Source organism: Massilia norwichensis (assembly GCF_024753245.1).
Taxonomy (GTDB): Bacteria; Pseudomonadota; Gammaproteobacteria; order Burkholderiales; family Burkholderiaceae_D; genus Telluria; species Telluria norwichensis.
Window position 1 is genome coordinate 1 of sequence record NZ_JANUGX010000046.1, and the last position, 15962, is coordinate 15962.

Consider the following 15962-nt stretch of genomic DNA (forward strand, 5'->3'; position numbering starts at 1 on the left):
TACATCCAAGATAAGTCATCAAAGAAAATGGGTGTTCCGCTATAGCGGTTGAAGCAAGCAGTAATACGTGTACTCATCCTTATGTAGCTAGCTGTGTAGTTAATCGGCCATTTCATAATGCGAAATACTAAGTCATTGATTTTTAAGAATATTTCTATTACATGAGAATCACGTCGTACTGTTCCTGGTGATAGCCTTTTTCGACCTGCAGCGAGATCTTCTTGCCGATGAAGTCCCCCAGCATCGCCAGGTGCTGCGATTCCTCTTCCAGGAACAGATCGACCACTTCCTGCGACGCCAGGATGCGGAACTCGCGCGGATTGAATTGCTTGGCCTCGCGCAGCAGTTCGCGCAGGATCTCGTAGCAGATGGTGCGGCTGGTCTTGACCTGGCCCTTGCCGCTGCAGGCGGGGCAGGGCTCGCACAGGATGTGGGCCAGCGATTCGCGGGTGCGCTTCCTCGTCATCTCGACCAGGCCGAGCGCCGAGAAGCCGCTCACCGACACTTTGGTGCGGTCGCGCGACAGGGTCTTCTTGAGCTCCGCCAGCACGGCGTTGCGGTGCTCGTTGTTCTCCATGTCGATGAAGTCGAGGATGATGATGCCGCCCAGGTTGCGCAGGCGCAGCTGGCGCGCGATCGCGTGCGCGGCCTCCAGATTGGTCTTGAAGATGGTGTCGGCGAAGTTGCGCCCGCCGACGAAGCCGCCGGTGTTGACGTCGATCGTCGTCATCGCCTCGGTCTGATCGACGATCAGGTAGCCGCCGGATTTGAGGTCGACGCGGCGGCCCAGCGCGCGCAGGATCTCCTCTTCCACGCCATACAGGTCGAACAGCGGCCGTTCGCCGGTGTAGTGCTGGAGCCGCGACAGGACGCTGGGTGTGTAGATCTGGGCGAATTCGACCAGCTTCAGGTAGTTTTCGCGCGAGTCGACCAGGATCGCGGCCGTCTCGTCGTGCACGAAGTCGCGCAGCACGCGCTGGGCCAGGCTCAGGTCCTGGTACAGCAGGCTGGTGGCGGGCCGGGTGCGCGCGCCCTGCAGGATCGCGCTCCAGGTCTTGCGCAGGTAGTCGATGTCGGCGGCCAGGTCGGCGTCCGACGCGTCTTCGGCCTGGGTGCGCACGATGTAGCCGCCTTTTTCTTCCGGCGGCAGCAGGCCCTGCATACGCGCGCGCAGGGCTTCGCGCTCGCTTTCCTTCTCGATCTTCTGCGAGATGCCGATGTGCTTGTCCTGCGGCAGATAGACCAGCATGCGGCCGGCAATCGAGATCTGCGTGGACAGGCGCGCGCCCTTGGTGCCGATCGGGTCCTTGATCACCTGCACGGTCAGCACCTGGCCGTCGAACAGGATTTTCTCGATCGGGGTCGGGGCGGCATTGCTGTTGTTGCCGCCATTGTTATCGTGGGGGCGGGCTTCCCAGATGTCGGCCACGTGCAGGAAGGCGGCGCGTTCCAGGCCGATGTCGATGAAAGCCGACTGCATCCCCGGCAGCACCCGCACGACCTTGCCCGAATAGACATTGCCGGCCAGGCCGCGGGTGAGCGTCCGCTCGATGTGCAGCTCCTGCACGGCTCCCTGTACCACCAGCGCGACACGCGTTTCCTGTGGGGTGATATTGATCAGGATATCTTCAGTCATGAGCCGGCATCGATGCGTTAATTGTTCAGAGCGACATCATACACGCCGGGACGTAGGGTGGGCACTCCGTGCCCACGCGTAACATTTTCGATGTGCTGGCTTTGCGTGGGCTCGGAAGCCCACCCTACAGGAAGGAAACCCCAGCCTTCTTCAGCAGCTGTGCGGTCTCGAACACGGGCAGGCCCATGATGCCCGAATGGCTGCCTTCGATATGCTCGATGAATAGCGCGGCCAGGCCCTGGATGCCGTAGGCGCCGGCCTTGTCGTAGGGCTCGGAGGTGGCGCAATAGGCCTTGATGGTGTCGCGGCTCAGGCTGGCGAAGCGCACGTTGGACACCTGGGTCACCTGTTCGGCGAGGTCGATATGGTGCAGGGCCACCGAGGTCAGCACCTGGTGGGTGCGGCCCGACAGCCGCTCCAGCATGGCGATGGCTTCCTCGGCGTTGGCCGGCTTGCCGAGGATCTGGCCGTCGATGGTGACGGTGGTGTCGGCCGACAGCACCGGACGCAGCGGCATGCGGCGCAGTGCCAGCACCTTCCAGGCGAAGGCGCCCTTTTCGCGGGCGACGCGCTCGACGTAGGCGAGCGGCGCCTCACCGGGATGCTCGTCCTCGCTCACATCGGGTCCGCGGCCCGGATCGGAACGCAGGCTGAGCAGTTCGAATTCCACGCCGACCTGGCGCAGCAGTTCGCGCCTGCGCGGGCTTTTCGAGGCGAGGTAAATCTTTTTATCGAGGAGTTTCATCCCTAGACTCTGTGGTAGGGGTGGTTCTGGGTGATCGACCACGCACGATAAAGCTGCTCCGCCAGCATCACGCGCACGATTCCGTGCGGCAGCGTCATGCTCGAGATGCGGATCAGGCCGTCGGCGCGGGCTTTCAGTTCGGGATCGAGGCCGTCGGCGCCGCCGATCAGGAAGGCGACATCGCGCCCATCCTGCTGCCAGGCTTCCAGCTGCTGGGACAGGCCGACGCTGGTCAGGTCCTTGCCGCGCTCGTCGAGGGCGATGATGCGCACCCCCTTCGGCAGCACGGCTTCGATGCGCTCGCGTTCGAGCGCCATCGCGGTGGCCGCGGTCTTGCTGCCCGACCTTTCGACCGGCTTGATTTCCTTGAGCACGATGCGCAGCTCGGGCGGCATGCGCTTGACGTACTCGGCAAAGCCGGTCTCGATCCAGGCCGGCATCTTGTGGCCGACCGCGACTATCATCAACTGCATTGAAACGAATTACTCTTCAGTCTTCTTGATACGGCGGATGACTTTCTTGGCCGGTGCGGCAGCTTCGGCGGCCGGGGCGGCCTTCGCGCGCTTCGGTGCGGCGGCCTTGGCGGCTTTCGCAGCGGCGGCGGAGGCGGCAACGGCTTTCGGCACGGCCACTTTCACGCGGGCGCCGGTCGGGATCTTGGCGGCAGGCTTCTTGGCTGCGGTGGCGCCTTCGCCGGCGGCGGTCTTCGATGCAGCGGTGGCGCGCTTGGCGGCCGGCTTCTTCTCGACCACCGGCTTGGCTTCCGGCTGGTCCTGGTTGGCGGCCAGGTGCTTGCCCTTGCCCTTCGGCGCCGCGGCGGCTTCGATGCCTTCCACGGTCGACTTGCGCTTGGCCGCGCCCAGCTTGACCGGCTTCTCGCCCCAGATTTCTTCGAGGCGGTAGTACTGGCGGATCGCCGGCTGCATGATGTGCACGATCATGTCGCCCAGGTCGACCAGCACCCATTCGCCGGTGTCTTCGCCTTCGAGGCCGACGACATCGCCGCCTGCTTCCTTGACCTTGTCGCGTACCGAGGCGGCCAGCGCCTTGGTCTGGCGATTCGAGGTGCCCGAGACGACCGCGATGCGATCGAACAGGCTGGTCAGGTTCGTCGTGTCGAACAGGGCGATGTCCTGGCCCTTGACGTCTTCGAGGGCGTCGACGACGAGTGCTTGCAGTTTCTTGATATCCATTAGCTCTTGTATAAGTTGTGTTGTTGAATATAGTCTAGCACTTGCGGCGCAAGCAGCGCGCTTACCTTTGCCCGCTGCGCCGGGTCCGCTTCGGCACCTGCGTGCAGCGCCGCGCGCAGCTCGGTGGCCGAAATATCGACGGCCAGCGTATGCGCCAGGCAGACGCGTCCCGCCTTGCTTGCGCGTACTTCCTCGGGCGTGCCGAGGCGCGGCGCCAGCGCTGCGGCCACCGCGGGCGGCAGGGCAGCGCTGTCGAGTTGGTAGCCGGGACGGGCCGCCACCGCAAAGTTCGCCAGTGCGAACAAATCTTCCCAGTCGCGCCAGCTGTCCAGCTTCTGCAACTGGTCCGCACCCATCAGGAACACGATCGAGGCATCGGGTCCGAGTTCGGCGCGCAGCTCGCGCAGGGTGTCGACCGTGTAGGTCGGGGTGTCGCGCTCGATTTCGCGGGTATCGATCACCGGTTTGAACGCGGCGTGTTCGAAGGCCAGCTTCAGCATGGCGACGCGGTCGGCATCGCCGGCTTCCAGGCCGGCCTTCTTCTGCCACGGCTGGCCGGCCGGCATGATGCGCAGCTCGTCGGGCTGCAGCAGCTGCGCGAACAGTTCGGCCAGGGCGACGTGGCCGCGATGCACCGGATCGAAACTGCCTCCCAGCAGCGCTATGCAGGAGGTCGCACGGAAAGTCACGAAGCCAGCCAGTCCCGGTGAGGAAGGAAGTCGCTGGCCAGCGCCGCCTCGGGGCTGCCGGGTTCAGGATGCCAGTCGTAGCGCCATTTGACGATCGGCGGCATCGACATCAGGATCGCTTCGGTGCGTCCGCCCGACTGCAGGCCGAACAGGGTGCCGCGGTCCCAGACCAGGTTGAACTCGACGTAACGTCCGCGGCGATAGGCCTGGAAGTCGCGTTCGCGTTCGCCGTAGGGCTGGTCCTTGCGGCGCTGCAGGATCGGCAGGTAGGCATCGAGGAAAGCGTTGCCGACCTTCTGCACCAGCGCATACGACTGCTCGAAACCGAGTTCGTTGAAGTCGTCGAAGAAGATGCCGCCGACGCCGCGCGCTTCCTTGCGGTGCTTCAGGTAGAAATAATCGTCGCACCAGCGCTTGAAGCGCGGATGCAGGTCGTCGCCGAAGGGCGCCAGCGCGTCGTGGCAGACCTGGTGGAAATGCCGCGCGTCCCCTTCGTCGCCGTAGTAGGGCGTCAGGTCCATGCCGCCGCCGAACCACCAGACCGGCTCCTTGCCTTCGGCCGTCGCCTCGAAGAAGCGCACATTCATGTGCACGGTCGGCGCATACGGGTTACGCGGGTGCAGCACCAGCGAGACGCCCATGGCTTCCCAGGCGCGTCCGGCCAGTTCGGGCCGCGCGGCCATCGCCGACGGCGGCAGGCTCTTGCCTTGCACGTGGGAGAAATTGCAGCCGCCGCGTTCGAACACATTGCCTTCTTCAATCAGGCGCGAAATCCCGCCGCCACCCTCGGTACGCTCCCAGGTGTCGGTCAGGAAGGGCTTGCCGTCGATATCCTCCAGCGCCTGCACGATGCGCGCCTGCAGGTCGAGCAGCCAGGACTTGACGGCGGCAGGGTTCGGAGTGGACATGTGGAAAGGGGTATGGACGAAAAAATGAACGGGGATTGTACACTACTGGCCTGGCCACCGTCATTCCCGCGGCTACCGTCATTCCCGCGGCCTTCGAACGTCATTCCCGCGAAGGCGGGAATCCAAGCTCGTCGCATACCCGTAGCGCATTATTGATAGTCATCATCTTCGAAAAGATGGGACGTGCGACGATGCCGCGATGGACAAATCCAGCTACGTCTACATTCTGGCAAGCGAGCCATATGGCACACTCTACATTGGCGTCACGTCGAGTCTGATTAAGCGTGCATGGCAGCATCGCGAAGGTGCCGTTGACGGCTTTTCGAAACAATATGGAGTCAAGCTGCTCGTGTGGTTTGAAGTCCACTCCGAGATTCTGGAAGCGATCAAACGCGAAAAACAGATCAAGAAGTGGAATCGGGATTGGAAGGTCAATCTCATCCAGGAATCGAATCCTGATTGGCGTGACCTGTATGATGAGATTGCGATTTAGCAGGCTGACTTGGATTCCCGCCTTCGCGGGAATGACGTTATCCGGCCGCAGGCCCTGGAAACAAAAACGGGACGCTGCTTTCGCAAACGTCCCGCTTCATCGAACGAGCAATCGATAATTACTGCTTGAGGCCGCGCCAGCCGATGTCGCGGCGGTACTGGGCGCCGTTGAAATGGATCTTTTCGACGGTCTCGTAGGCCTGCTTCTGGGCCATCTTGACGCTGTCGCCCAGGCCCACCACGCACAGCACGCGGCCGCCAGAGGTCTGCAGGGTGCCCGCCACCAGGCGGGTGCCGGCGTGGAAGGTGACGCATTCGGGCGTCTCGGCCGGGATGCCATCGATGATGTCGCCCTTGACCGGGTCGTCCGGGTAGCCGCCGGCCGCCATCACCACGCCCACCGCCGTGCGGCGGTCCCATTCGAGTTCGACGGTGTCGAGCGTGCCGTTGCAGGCGTTTTCGAGCACGGTCACGAAGTCGCTCTTCAGGCGCGCCATGATGGGCTGGGTTTCCGGGTCGCCCATGCGGCAGTTGAATTCCAGCGTCTTCGGCACACCGTTGGCGTCGATCATCAGGCCGGCGTACAGGAAGCCGGTGTAGGGGATGCCGTCCTTGGCCATGCCCTGGATGGTCGGGTTGATGATCTCGCGCATCACGCGCGCATGCATCGACGGCGTCACGATCGGCGCCGGCGAGTAGGCGCCCATGCCGCCCGTGTTCGGGCCCTGGTCGCCGTCCTTCAGGCGCTTGTGGTCCTGCGAGGTGGCCAGGGCCAGCACGTTCTTGCCGTCGCACATGACGATGAAGCTGGCTTCTTCGCCGGCCAGGAATTCTTCGATCACGATGCGCGCGCCGGCGTCGCCGAAGCGGTTATCCGACAGCATGTGGTCGACCGCCTGGTGCGCCTCTTCCAGCGTCATGGCCACCACCACGCCTTTGCCGGCCGCCAGGCCATCGGCCTTGATCACGATCGGCGCGCCGTTGGCGTCGATGTAGGCGTGGGCCTGGGCCGCATCGGAGAAGGTCTGGTACTTCGCGGTCGGGATGCCGTGGCGCTCCATGAAGGCCTTGGCGAAGTCCTTCGAGCTTTCCAGCTGCGCCGCCTCGCGGGTCGGGCCGAAGATCTTCAGGCCGCGCGCGCGGAACAGGTTGACGATGCCGGCCGCCAGCGGCGCTTCCGGCCCGACCAGGGTCAGGCCGATGTGCTCGGCCACCACGAAGTCGGCCAGCGCGGCCGGGTCCGTGATGTCGATGTTGACCAGGCGCGCATCGCGCGCGGTGCCGCCGTTGCCGGGTGCGACATAGACCATCTGGACGCGGTCGGATTGGGCCAGTTTCCAGGCCAGGGCGTGTTCACGGCCACCAGAGCCGACTACCAGGATTTTCATGTGGGCCTTCTGCTTGCTGCTTACTCTTCGATGACGGCGTTGGTGTAGATTTCCTGCACATCGTCCAGGTTTTCCAGGACGTCGAGCAGTTTCTGCATCTTCTGCGCGTCTTCGCCGGTGAAGACGGTTTCGACGTCCGGCTTCATGATCACTTCGGCCGAATCGGCCTTGAAGCCGGCCTTTTCCAGCGCGTCCTTGACGGCGCTGAAGGCGTTCGGGTCGCACAGCACTTCGAAGCCGCCTTCGTCGTCGGCGATGACGTCGTCGGCGCCGGCTTCCAGCGCCGCTTCCATCAGCTTGTCCTCTTCCACGCCCGGCGCGAACAGGAACTGGCCGACGTGCTTGAACATGAAGGAAACCGAGCCTTCGGTGCCCATGTTGCCGCCGTATTTGCTGAACGCGTGGCGGACTTCGGCCACGGTGCGCACGCGGTTGTCGGTCATGCAGTCGACGATGATCGCCGCGCCGCCGATGCCGTAGCCTTCGTAGCGGATTTCTTCGTAGTTGACGCCTTCCAGGCCGCCCGAGCCGCGCTGGATCGCACGGGTGACGTTATCCTTCGGCATGTTCGCATCGGCTGCCTTGTCGACTGCCAGGCGCAGGCGCGGGTTGGAGGCGATGTCGCCGCCGCCCATGCGGGCGGCAACCGTGATTTCCTTGATGAGTCGAGTCCAGATCTTGCCGCGCTTGGCGTCGGTGGCGGCCTTTTTATGCTTGATGTTGGCCCATTTGCTGTGTCCAGCCATGATGTCGAGATTCCCTTAGGAGATGTGCATTAATCCTCGACATTTTAACATAGGCCTCCTGCGCAAAAACTGTCAGGGAAACAACAGCGCGGTGCCCCAGGCCACCAGTCCGAGGCCGCTGGCGCAGGCCAGCAGGTGGCCGCCGGGCAGCAGTTTTTCGGCCAGGATCAGGGCGATCAGGCCGCAGATCACCGGCAGGTTCAGCACCCCGGCCGGCAGCACCAGGGCCAGCAGCAGCCAGCAGCAGCCCATGCAGTAGCGCGCATCGGCAACGCCCATCCGGAACGCGCCCCACACGCCGCGCCGCCAGTGCGTCAGGACGAAGGCCAGCGGCGTGCGGCAATTGTCCAGGCAGACATGCTTGGCCGGCGTCCATTGGTAGACCCCGGCCGCCACCAGGGCCAGCGCGCCGGCGGTGGGGTGGGAGATCGCCATGCTCTCGTCGAGCGCGCCGGCATCGTGCAGGATCCAGCCGGCCAGCGTGCCGACCAGCGCGCAACAGCACCACACGCACAGGTAGCCGAGCACGAACATCAGGGTGCCGGGATAGACCCAGCGTTCGCGCCGCAACCGCTTGACGCGCGCATACAGCAGCACCGAGGGGGCCGTGGCCGGCAGCATCATCGCCGCGATCACGACCGCCCAGAGCGCGAACAGCAGCACCAGGTCGGCCGGGTGGTAGGGCGTGGGCGCCGTCTTGCCGGCCGCGCCCAGGCCGATCGGTGCCATGCGGCCAACGCGGACCAGCAAATAGGCCCAGCACAGGGCCGCGAGCAGTCCCAGCAGGGTGAGCACGACGGTGCGTTCCGATCCATTGCGGCCAATGCCACCCGCGCTGCTCATGGGGCCGTACTCCTTCGGTATTGCATGAATATTCTCCGCTAAGTGATTGATGGGGCGATGGGTCAGCGGCGGTTTGACCGCCATGCCCGGGCGGCGTTCGCTGCCGCCCTCAGCCAGAAACCGGGATTCGATCTACAATCGTTCGATGAGCAAAATCGCAATCGACACTTCCGTTGCGCCGGTCCCACGTTCGGCCCTCCTTGGCGGACTCGCCATCGCCATCGCCGGCGCCGTTCTGTTTTCTACGAAGGCCGTTGTCGCCAAACTGCTGTATCGCTACCACATCGACGCAGTCACCTTGATCGCCTTCAGGATGCTGTTCTCGCTTCCGGTGTTTGCCGCCGTGGCGATCTGGAAGATGCGGACCCAGCCGCCGCTATCGGTGGCCGACCGCTGGCGCCTGGTGGGCCTGGGCCTGCTTGGCTACTACCTGTCCAGCTACCTCGACTTCCTCGGGCTGCAGTACATCTCGGTCGGACTGGAGCGCCTGATCCTGTTCCTGACCCCGACCTTCGTGCTGCTGATTACGGCCGTGTTCCTGAAGCGCCGCATCCATCCCGCGCAGTGGCTGGCGCTGGGCCTGTCCTATTGCGGCATCGTGCTGGTGTTCGTGCACGACCTGGGGGCGGGCGCCGGCAGCATCGTGACCGGTTCCCTGCTGGTGCTGGGTTCGGCGCTGGCGTATGCGATCTACCTGCTGGGCACCGGCGAGATGGTCCGGCGCATCGGCTCGCTGCGCCTGGTGGCCTACGCGATGTGCGTCTCCAGCGCGGCCTGCATCGCGCAGTTCTTCATCCTGCGTCCGGCGAGCATGCTGGTGCAGCCGCTGCAGGTCTACGGCCTCTCGCTCGTGAACGGGATTTTCTGTACCATCTTCCCGGTCTTCATGACCATGGCCGCGGTGCAGCGCATCGGCGCCGCGACCGCCTCGCAGGCCGGCATGATCGGGCCGGTATCGACGCTGTTCCTGGGCTGGGCGCTGCTGGGCGAGCCGATCACGACGGTGCAGATGGCTGGAACCGGCCTGGTGCTGGCGGGTATCTATATGCTGTCCTTGAAAAAAACCTGAGGAGAACCATGAAACAACGGATTGCGCTAATTGCCCACGACAAGAAAAAGGACGACATGATCGCGCTCGCCGCCGAGTACCGGGATTACCTGGCCGGCTGCAAGCTGACCGCCACCGGCACCACCGGCGGCCGCCTGCATAACGAGCTCGGGCTGGACGTCGAGCGCATGCATTCGGGCCCGCTGGGCGGCGACCTGCAGATCGGCGCCCATCTCGTCAACGGCGAGATCGACTGCGTGATCTTCCTGCGCGACCCGATGACCCCGCAGCCGCACGAGCCCGACATCAACGCCCTGGTGCGCGCCTGCGACGTGCACAACATCCCCTGCGCGACCAATGTGTCGAGCGCGCGCCTGGTGCTGTCGCGGCTGAGGGAACTATGAAAGCGATCCGTTATGCGCGCACCGGCGGTCCCGAGGTGCTGGAAGTCGTCGATGTCGAGGTCGGCGAGCCCGGTCCTGGCGAAGCGCGGGTGCGCAACCATGCGATCGGCCTGAACTTCATCGACGTTTATTTCCGCAGCGGCCTGTACCCGCAGCCGCTGCCGGGCGGGCTGGGGCAGGAGGGCGCCGGCGTGGTCGAGGCGGTGGGCGAGGGCGTGCAGCACGTCAAGCCGGGCGACCGCGTGGCCTATGCGGCGCGTCCGAACGGCGCCTACAGCGAGCTGCGCGTCATGCCGGCCGATATCCTGGTCAAGCTGCCGGACGCGATCGACTTCGAGACCGGGGCCGCGATGATGCTGCAGGGCCTGACGGTGCAATACCTGTTCCGTCGCACCTATCCGCTGAAGGCCGGCGACACGATCCTGTTCCATGCCGCGGCCGGCGGGGTCGGCCTGATCGCCTGCCAGTGGGCGCGCGCGATGGGCGTGAACCTGATCGGTACCGTGGGGTCCAACGAGAAAGCGGCGCTGGCGAAGAGCCATGGCGCCGCCCACGTCATCAACTACAACCGTGAAGACGTGGTGCAGCGCGTGCTGGAAATCACGAACGGCGCGAAGGTGCCGGTGGTCTACGATTCGGTGGGAAAGGACACCTTCCTCCGCTCGCTCGATTGCCTGCAGCCGCTGGGCCTGATGGTCAGCTTCGGCAACTCGTCCGGCGCGGTGCCGCCGTTCGCGCTGAGCGAACTGGTCTCGCGCGGCTCGCTCTACATCACGCGCCCGACGCTGCAGACCTATGCGGCCAAGCGCGCCGACCTGGAAGCGATGGCGGCCGACCTGTTCCAGATGGTCACCAGCGGCCAGGTGAAGATCGCGATCCACCAGCGCTTCCCGCTGGCGGATGCGGCCCAGGCCCATATCGCGCTGGAAGCGCGGCGCACCACCGGTAAAACCATTCTGCTGCCATGACCGCCATGAGAGAGTTCAGCGACGACAACGATCCCCCGATCCAGCCCCAGCAGGACGACAGCCCGCGCTTCGGACGTTTGCTGGCGGTGCTGGCGCTGGCCATTTTGCTGATTGTGGCGATTACGGTGGTGTCGGAAAAGTATCTGGCCTAGGAATAAAAAAACGGGACGCCTGCCCAAAGCAGTGCGTCCCGTTTTTTTGCCAACTGGTAAAACTTAACCCTTCCGCGGCTCCTGCTTCAGCTCGATCACCCGCGCCCCGCCATTCGGCCCAGGGAAACCTTCGAAGGCACTCTGCACCAGCGCCGGCATCACCTTGGGCGTCGACATGGTCTTGCTCACGTTGCGCACGGTGACGTCGAACAGGCGCTTGTTGTCGGTCGCCGACGTGATCGAGATCTGCACCTGGCGGTGGTAGCGGTGCTCTTCTTCGACGTCGTAGCGCGGCACCGGGCCCCAGAACGGATCGTAGAAGGGGTTGTACCAGCCGCCGCCCCAGTAGCGGCGACGCAAGCCGCCATAGCCGAAGCGCGCCGAATACGGATAGAAGGGCGCAAACGACGGGTAGATCACCTGGGTCGGCACGTCGACGGTCACGAAGCGCACACCCACCTTCAGCGAAGGCGATTGCGGCGCTTCATGGAAGCCCAGGCGCGTCAGCTGGTCGCGCACCAGGTTCTGGTAGTTCTGCAGTTCCAGCGTGTTGTCCTGCGGCGCCGGGGCGTCGAAGGCATAGCTCTTGTCGGCGATCTGCGCCGGCCACTGGTGAAAGGTGGTGACATCGCTGCGGATCGTGGTCGCGCAGCCGCCCAGCAGCAGGCTCAGCGATGCCACCGCGGCGATCATTGTGCGTTTCATGAAGTGCTCCATCTGGCTGTCTTTTATGCAATCGGATTTTTTCAGGGGTACAGCTTACCGCCCCTGTTCCATTTACGGAAATACATTTACGAGCGGTTACGGCCGCTACACTGCGATACATACGTGGCCACACGGACAGGGAATCGAAACGCCCCGCCGCTGTTGGTAAAATAAGCATTCATTCCACCATCGTTCGCGGACCCCAACCATGCGCACCGATACGCCCCAGACCATCTATCGCAAGGATTACACTGCCCCCAGCTACCTGGTCGACACCGTCGAACTCGGCTTCGACCTCGATCCCGCCCGTACCATCGTCGCCAACCGCATGACGATGCAGCGCAACCCGGACAGCAGCCGGCGCGACATCGAACTGTACGGCGAGGATATCGAGCTGGTGACGATCCGCCTGAACGGCAAGACCCTGGACGAGGGCGCCTACGCGATCGAAGGCAGCATCCTGCGCATCCCTGACGCGCCGGACAGCGTCACGCTGGAAATCGAAACGATCTGCGTTCCTGAGAGCAACACGACCCTCAGCGGCCTGTACGTCTCCAACGGCAATTTCTACACCCAGTGCGAAGCCGAGGGCTTCCGCCGCATCACTTATTTCCCGGACCGTCCGGACGTGATGGCGAAGTACATGGTCATGCTGCGCGCGGACAAGGAAAAATTCCCGGTCCTGCTCTCGAACGGCAACCTGGTCGAGGAGGGCGAGCTGCCTGACGGCCGCCACTACGCCAAGTGGGAAGACCCGTTCAAGAAGCCGTCCTATCTGTTTGCGCTGGTCGCCGCGCGCCTGGTTTGCCAGGAGGAACAGTTCCCGCTGGCCGACGGCCGCACCGCCCTGCTGCAGGTGTGGGTGGAAGAGGGCAACCTCGACAAGACCGATTACGCGATGCAGTCGCTCAAGCACAGCATCCGCTGGGACGAAGAGCGCTGGGACCTCGAGCTCGACCTCGACCGCTTCATGATCGTCGCCGTCGGCGACTTCAACATGGGCGCGATGGAGAACAAGGGCCTGAACATCTTCAACACCAAGTTCGTGCTGGCCAATCCGCGCGTCGCCACCGACATCGACTTCCAGGGCATCGAGGCGGTCGTGGGCCACGAATACTTCCATAACTGGACCGGCAACCGCGTGACCTGCCGCGACTGGTTCCAGCTGTCGCTGAAGGAAGGTCTCACTGTCTTCCGTGACCAGGAATTCTCGGCCGACATGATCGGCACCGATACCGGCCGCGCCGTGACCCGTATCGACCAGGTGCGCACGCTGCGCCAGGCCCAGTTCCCGGAAGACGCGGGTCCGATGGCGCACCCGGTGCGCCCGGACTCCTTCGTCGAGATCAATAATTTCTATACGGTCACGGTGTACGAGAAGGGCGCGGAAGTGGTCCGCATGTACCAGACCCTGCTGGGCCGCGAAGGCTTCCGCAAGGGCATGGACCTGTATTTTGCCCGCCATGACGGCCAGGCCGTCACCTGCGACGACTTCCGCATGGCGATGGCCGATGCCAACGGCCGCGACCTGACCCAGTTCGAGCGCTGGTACAGCCAGGCCGGCACCCCCATCGTGCAGGCCGAAACCCGCTACGACGAGGCCGCCCGCACCTACGAGCTGCGCCTGATCCAGACCTGTCCGGCAACCCCGGGCCAGCCGGAAAAGCTGCCCTTCCATATCCCGGTGGCCGTCGGCCTGCTGGGCAAGGATGGACGCGACCTGCCGCTCGTCATCGACGGCCAGCCGAAGGGCAGCACCGCCGTGCTGGAGCTCACGGAAGCGGACCAGACCTTTGTCTTCAGCGACGTGCCGGAGCAACCGACGCCCTCGATCCTGCGCGACTTCTCGGCCCCGGTGATCCTGAAGCACGGCTACAGCGATGCCGAGCTGGTCCACCTGTTCAATCACGACAGCGACCCCGTCAACCGCTGGGAAGCCGGGCAGCGCCTGGCCATGGCCCGCCTGCTGAAGCTGGCGTCCGACATCGCGCTCAAGAACCCGGCCGCGGATGCCCCGAACGCCTCGGCGCGCACCGCCGTGCTGGAGCAGATGAACCTGGACGAGGTCTTCGTGCAGGCCATGCGCGCCATCCTGGTCGACGAGAGCCTGGACCCGGCCTTCCGCGAACAGGCGCTGCTGCTGCCGACCGAGAGCATGATCGCCGACCAGATGGACGTCGTCGATCCGCTGGCGATCCACATGGCGCGCCAGTTCGTGCGCGCCGACATCGGCGTGCGCCTGCGCGCCGAGCTGCTGGCCCAGTACCAGGCCAACGAAACGCCGGGCGAGTACAGCCCGGACGCCGCCTCGATCGGCAAGCGCGCGCTGAAGAACCTGGCGCTGTCCTACCTGTGCGCGGCGCCGGATGCGGAATCGCTGGCCCTGGCCGAGCGCCAGTTCGACGAAGCCACCAACATGACCGACCGCGCCGCCGCCCTGGGCGCCCTGGTGCACGGCCGCGCACCGGTTGCCCCGGACGCGCTGCAGCGCTTCTACGACGAATTCCAGAGCGAGGCCCTGGTGGTCGACAAGTGGTTCATGATGCAGGCGACGGCGCCGACCACCGACGTCGCCACCGTGCGCGAACTGATGAAGCACCCGGCCTTCACGCTGCGCAACCCGAACCGCGCGCGCAGCCTGGTCGCCGCCTTCTGCACCGGCAACGCGGTGCAGTTCCACGCGCCGGACGGCAGCGGCTACGCCTTCTGGGCCGAGCAGGTGATCGCGCTGGATGCGCTGAATCCGCAGGTTGCCAGCCGCCTGGCCCGCGCCATGGACCGCTGGCGCCGTTATTCGCCGGCGCTGCAGGAGCACATGAAGAAGGCGCTGCAGCAGGTTGCCGGGCAGGGCAAGCTGTCGAACGACGTGCGCGAGGTGGTGTCCAAAGCGCTGGCCAATTAAAAAATTAACGTGGGCACGGGGTGCCCACCCTACATCATCGTAGGGTGGGCGGCCTCCGCCCACGAACGAATTCAACACAAACCTTAGGAAATCCATGAAACGTGTCAGCCTGACCCAATACCTGGTTGAGGAGCAGCGCCTCCACAACAACATCCCCGCGTCGCTGCGCCTCCTGATCGAGGTGGTGGCCCGCGCCTGCAAGACCATCAGCCACTCGGTCGGCAAAGGCGCCCTCGGCGATATCCTGGGCAGCGCCGACACCGAAAACATCCAGGGCGAAGTGCAGAAGAAGCTGGACGTGATCTCGAACGAAATCCTGCTCGAAGCCAACGAATGGGGCGGCCACCTGGCGGCCATGGCGTCGGAAGAGATGGAATCGATCCACCCGATCCCGAACCGCTATCCGATGGGCGAATACATGCTGCTGTTCGACCCGCTGGACGGCTCCTCGAACATCGACGTCAACGTCTCGATCGGCACCATTTTCTCAGTGCTGAAGGCGCCGGAAGGCATGACCGCCCCGACCGAAGCCGACTTCATGCAGGAAGGCGCCAAACAGGTCGCGGCCGGCTATGCGGTCTACGGCCCGCAGACCATGCTGGTGCTGACCACCGGCGCCGGCGTCAACTGCTTCACGCTGGACCGCGAGATGGGTTCCTGGGTGCTGACCCAGAAGAACATGCAGATCCCGGAAGAGACCAAGGAATTCGCGATCAACATGTCGAACCAGCGCCACTGGCACCCACCGGTGCAGCGCTACGTCTCGGAAATGCTGGCCGGCAAAACCGGCCCGCGCGGCAAGGACTTCAACATGCGCTGGATCGCCTCGATGGTGGCCGACGTGCACCGCATCCTGAACCGCGGCGGCATCTTCATGTACCCGGCCGACCTGCGCGATCCGTCCCAGCCGGGCAAGCTGCGCCTGATGTACGAAGCCAACCCGATGGCCTTCATCGTCGAGCAGGCCGGCGGCGCCGCCACCGACGGCCGCCAGCGCATCCTCGACATTCCGCCGACCAAGCTGCACCAGCGCGTGCCGGTTTTCCTGGGCTCCAGGAGCGAAGTCGAGCGTGTGACGAGCTACCACCAGGAATAAATTTGCGGCCCGTTCGCAAAATTGCCGAGTCGGACTAGCAAGTTTGC

17 protein-coding genes are annotated in these 15962 nt (G+C 64.5%); 7 read left to right on the forward strand and 10 right to left on the reverse strand.

What is annotated here, in order from left to right; translation table 11 throughout:
- Positions 1–157 precede the first annotated feature (157 nt).
- The 6 genes from rng to hemF form a co-directional block, all read right to left on the reverse strand.
- Positions 158–1636 (reverse strand): ribonuclease G, encoded by a 1479-nt coding sequence (gene rng / locus NX782_RS25270; protein ID WP_258848268.1) that lies wholly within the window; start codon positions 1634–1636, stop codon positions 158–160.
- Positions 1637–1760: 124 nt separating this feature from the next.
- On the reverse strand, positions 1761–2381 hold the full coding sequence (locus NX782_RS25275) for a Maf family protein (RefSeq protein WP_258848269.1): 621 nt from the start codon (positions 2379–2381) through the stop codon (positions 1761–1763).
- Positions 2382–2383: 2 nt separating this feature from the next.
- Positions 2384–2854 carry a 23S rRNA (pseudouridine(1915)-N(3))-methyltransferase RlmH gene (gene rlmH / locus NX782_RS25280; protein WP_258848270.1) on the reverse strand — a complete coding sequence of 157 codons (471 nt, stop codon included), beginning with the start codon at positions 2852–2854 and terminating at the stop codon, positions 2384–2386.
- A 9-nt stretch (positions 2855–2863) separates the two neighbouring features.
- Positions 2864–3574, reverse strand: a complete 711-nt coding sequence (rsfS, locus tag NX782_RS25285; protein ID WP_258848271.1) for a ribosome silencing factor — start codon at positions 3572–3574, stop codon at positions 2864–2866.
- Positions 3574–4263: a nicotinate-nucleotide adenylyltransferase gene (locus NX782_RS25290; protein ID WP_258848272.1), complete on the reverse strand. Its 690-nt coding sequence runs from the start codon at positions 4261–4263 to the stop codon at positions 3574–3576. The genes rsfS and NX782_RS25290 overlap by 1 nt, the downstream gene beginning before the upstream one ends.
- The gene (gene hemF, locus NX782_RS25295; protein WP_258848273.1) at positions 4260–5171 is read right to left on the reverse strand and encodes an oxygen-dependent coproporphyrinogen oxidase; all 912 of its coding nucleotides are present in this window, start codon (positions 5169–5171) and stop codon (positions 4260–4262) included. The genes NX782_RS25290 and hemF overlap by 4 nt, the downstream gene beginning before the upstream one ends.
- A gap of 199 nt (positions 5172–5370) precedes the next feature.
- Here hemF and NX782_RS25300 point away from each other — a divergent pair, with 199 nt between their 5' ends.
- Positions 5371–5664, forward strand: a complete 294-nt coding sequence (locus NX782_RS25300) for a GIY-YIG nuclease family protein (RefSeq protein WP_258848274.1) — start codon at positions 5371–5373, stop codon at positions 5662–5664.
- Positions 5665–5782: 118 nt separating this feature from the next.
- Here NX782_RS25300 and purD read toward each other — a convergent pair whose 3' ends face one another.
- The 3 genes from purD to NX782_RS25315 form a co-directional block, all read right to left on the reverse strand.
- Positions 5783–7051: a phosphoribosylamine--glycine ligase gene (gene purD, locus NX782_RS25305; RefSeq protein ID WP_258848275.1), complete on the reverse strand. Its 1269-nt coding sequence runs from the start codon at positions 7049–7051 to the stop codon at positions 5783–5785.
- Between the two features lie 20 nt (positions 7052–7071).
- Positions 7072–7797 (reverse strand): YebC/PmpR family DNA-binding transcriptional regulator, encoded by a 726-nt coding sequence (locus tag NX782_RS25310; RefSeq protein ID WP_258848276.1) that lies wholly within the window; start codon positions 7795–7797, stop codon positions 7072–7074.
- Between the two features lie 72 nt (positions 7798–7869).
- A complete protein-coding gene (locus tag NX782_RS25315; RefSeq protein ID WP_258848277.1) occupies positions 7870–8640 on the reverse strand; it encodes a DUF2182 domain-containing protein in 771 nt (256 codons plus the stop codon).
- 145 nt (positions 8641–8785) lie between these two features.
- Between NX782_RS25315 and NX782_RS25320 the strand changes: the two genes are divergently transcribed.
- Genes NX782_RS25320 through NX782_RS25335 form a run of 4 tightly spaced genes read left to right on the forward strand, consistent with a single transcriptional unit; the run spans position 8786 to position 11212 of the window.
- A complete protein-coding gene (locus tag NX782_RS25320) occupies positions 8786–9709 on the forward strand; it encodes a DMT family transporter (protein ID WP_258848278.1) in 924 nt (307 codons plus the stop codon).
- Positions 9710–9717: 8 nt separating this feature from the next.
- Entirely contained in the window at positions 9718–10092 is a 375-nt protein-coding gene (locus NX782_RS25325; RefSeq protein WP_258848279.1) for a methylglyoxal synthase, read from the forward strand.
- A complete protein-coding gene (locus NX782_RS25330) occupies positions 10089–11060 on the forward strand; it encodes a quinone oxidoreductase family protein (protein WP_258848280.1) in 972 nt (323 codons plus the stop codon). Before NX782_RS25325 ends, NX782_RS25330 begins: the two co-directional genes overlap by 4 nt.
- Positions 11057–11212, forward strand: a complete 156-nt coding sequence (locus tag NX782_RS25335) for a hypothetical protein (RefSeq protein WP_258848281.1) — start codon at positions 11057–11059, stop codon at positions 11210–11212. Before NX782_RS25330 ends, NX782_RS25335 begins: the two co-directional genes overlap by 4 nt.
- A gap of 63 nt (positions 11213–11275) precedes the next feature.
- On the opposite strand, the gene NX782_RS25340 is transcribed toward NX782_RS25335, so the two are convergent.
- A complete protein-coding gene (locus NX782_RS25340) occupies positions 11276–11917 on the reverse strand; it encodes a DUF4136 domain-containing protein (protein ID WP_258848282.1) in 642 nt (213 codons plus the stop codon).
- A 208-nt stretch (positions 11918–12125) separates the two neighbouring features.
- Between NX782_RS25340 and pepN the strand changes: the two genes are divergently transcribed.
- Positions 12126–14819 carry an aminopeptidase N gene (gene pepN / locus NX782_RS25345; protein WP_258848283.1) on the forward strand — a complete coding sequence of 898 codons (2694 nt, stop codon included), beginning with the start codon at positions 12126–12128 and terminating at the stop codon, positions 14817–14819.
- Positions 14820–14913: 94 nt separating this feature from the next.
- Complete coding sequence (locus tag NX782_RS25350; RefSeq protein ID WP_258848284.1) at positions 14914–15915, forward strand: class 1 fructose-bisphosphatase; 1002 nt, start codon at positions 14914–14916, stop codon at positions 15913–15915.
- The last annotated feature ends 47 nt before the right edge of the window (positions 15916–15962 follow it).

Coding starts and splice junctions, on each gene's coding strand:
- NX782_RS25325 (WP_258848279.1), top strand. CDS start 9,718: ATGAAACAACGGATTGCGCTAATTGCCCACGACAAGAAAAAGGACGAC.
- NX782_RS25300 (WP_258848274.1), top strand. CDS start 5,371: ATGGACAAATCCAGCTACGTCTACATTCTGGCAAGCGAGCCATATGGC.
- NX782_RS25315 (WP_258848277.1), bottom strand. CDS start 8,640: ATGAGCAGCGCGGGTGGCATTGGCCGCAATGGATCGGAACGCACCGTC.
- NX782_RS25335 (WP_258848281.1), top strand. CDS start 11,057: ATGACCGCCATGAGAGAGTTCAGCGACGACAACGATCCCCCGATCCAG.
- NX782_RS25310 (WP_258848276.1), bottom strand. CDS start 7,797: ATGGCTGGACACAGCAAATGGGCCAACATCAAGCATAAAAAGGCCGCC.
- rng (WP_258848268.1), bottom strand. CDS start 1,636: ATGACTGAAGATATCCTGATCAATATCACCCCACAGGAAACGCGTGTC.
- NX782_RS25275 (WP_258848269.1), bottom strand. CDS start 2,381: ATGAAACTCCTCGATAAAAAGATTTACCTCGCCTCGAAAAGCCCGCGC.
- rsfS (WP_258848271.1), bottom strand. CDS start 3,574: ATGGATATCAAGAAACTGCAAGCACTCGTCGTCGACGCCCTCGAAGAC.
- NX782_RS25350 (WP_258848284.1), top strand. CDS start 14,914: ATGAAACGTGTCAGCCTGACCCAATACCTGGTTGAGGAGCAGCGCCTC.
- rlmH (WP_258848270.1), bottom strand. CDS start 2,854: ATGCAGTTGATGATAGTCGCGGTCGGCCACAAGATGCCGGCCTGGATC.
- hemF (WP_258848273.1), bottom strand. CDS start 5,171: ATGTCCACTCCGAACCCTGCCGCCGTCAAGTCCTGGCTGCTCGACCTG.
- NX782_RS25320 (WP_258848278.1), top strand. CDS start 8,786: ATGAGCAAAATCGCAATCGACACTTCCGTTGCGCCGGTCCCACGTTCG.
- purD (WP_258848275.1), bottom strand. CDS start 7,051: ATGAAAATCCTGGTAGTCGGCTCTGGTGGCCGTGAACACGCCCTGGCC.
- pepN (WP_258848283.1), top strand. CDS start 12,126: ATGCGCACCGATACGCCCCAGACCATCTATCGCAAGGATTACACTGCC.
- NX782_RS25340 (WP_258848282.1), bottom strand. CDS start 11,917: ATGAAACGCACAATGATCGCCGCGGTGGCATCGCTGAGCCTGCTGCTG.
- NX782_RS25330 (WP_258848280.1), top strand. CDS start 10,089: ATGAAAGCGATCCGTTATGCGCGCACCGGCGGTCCCGAGGTGCTGGAA.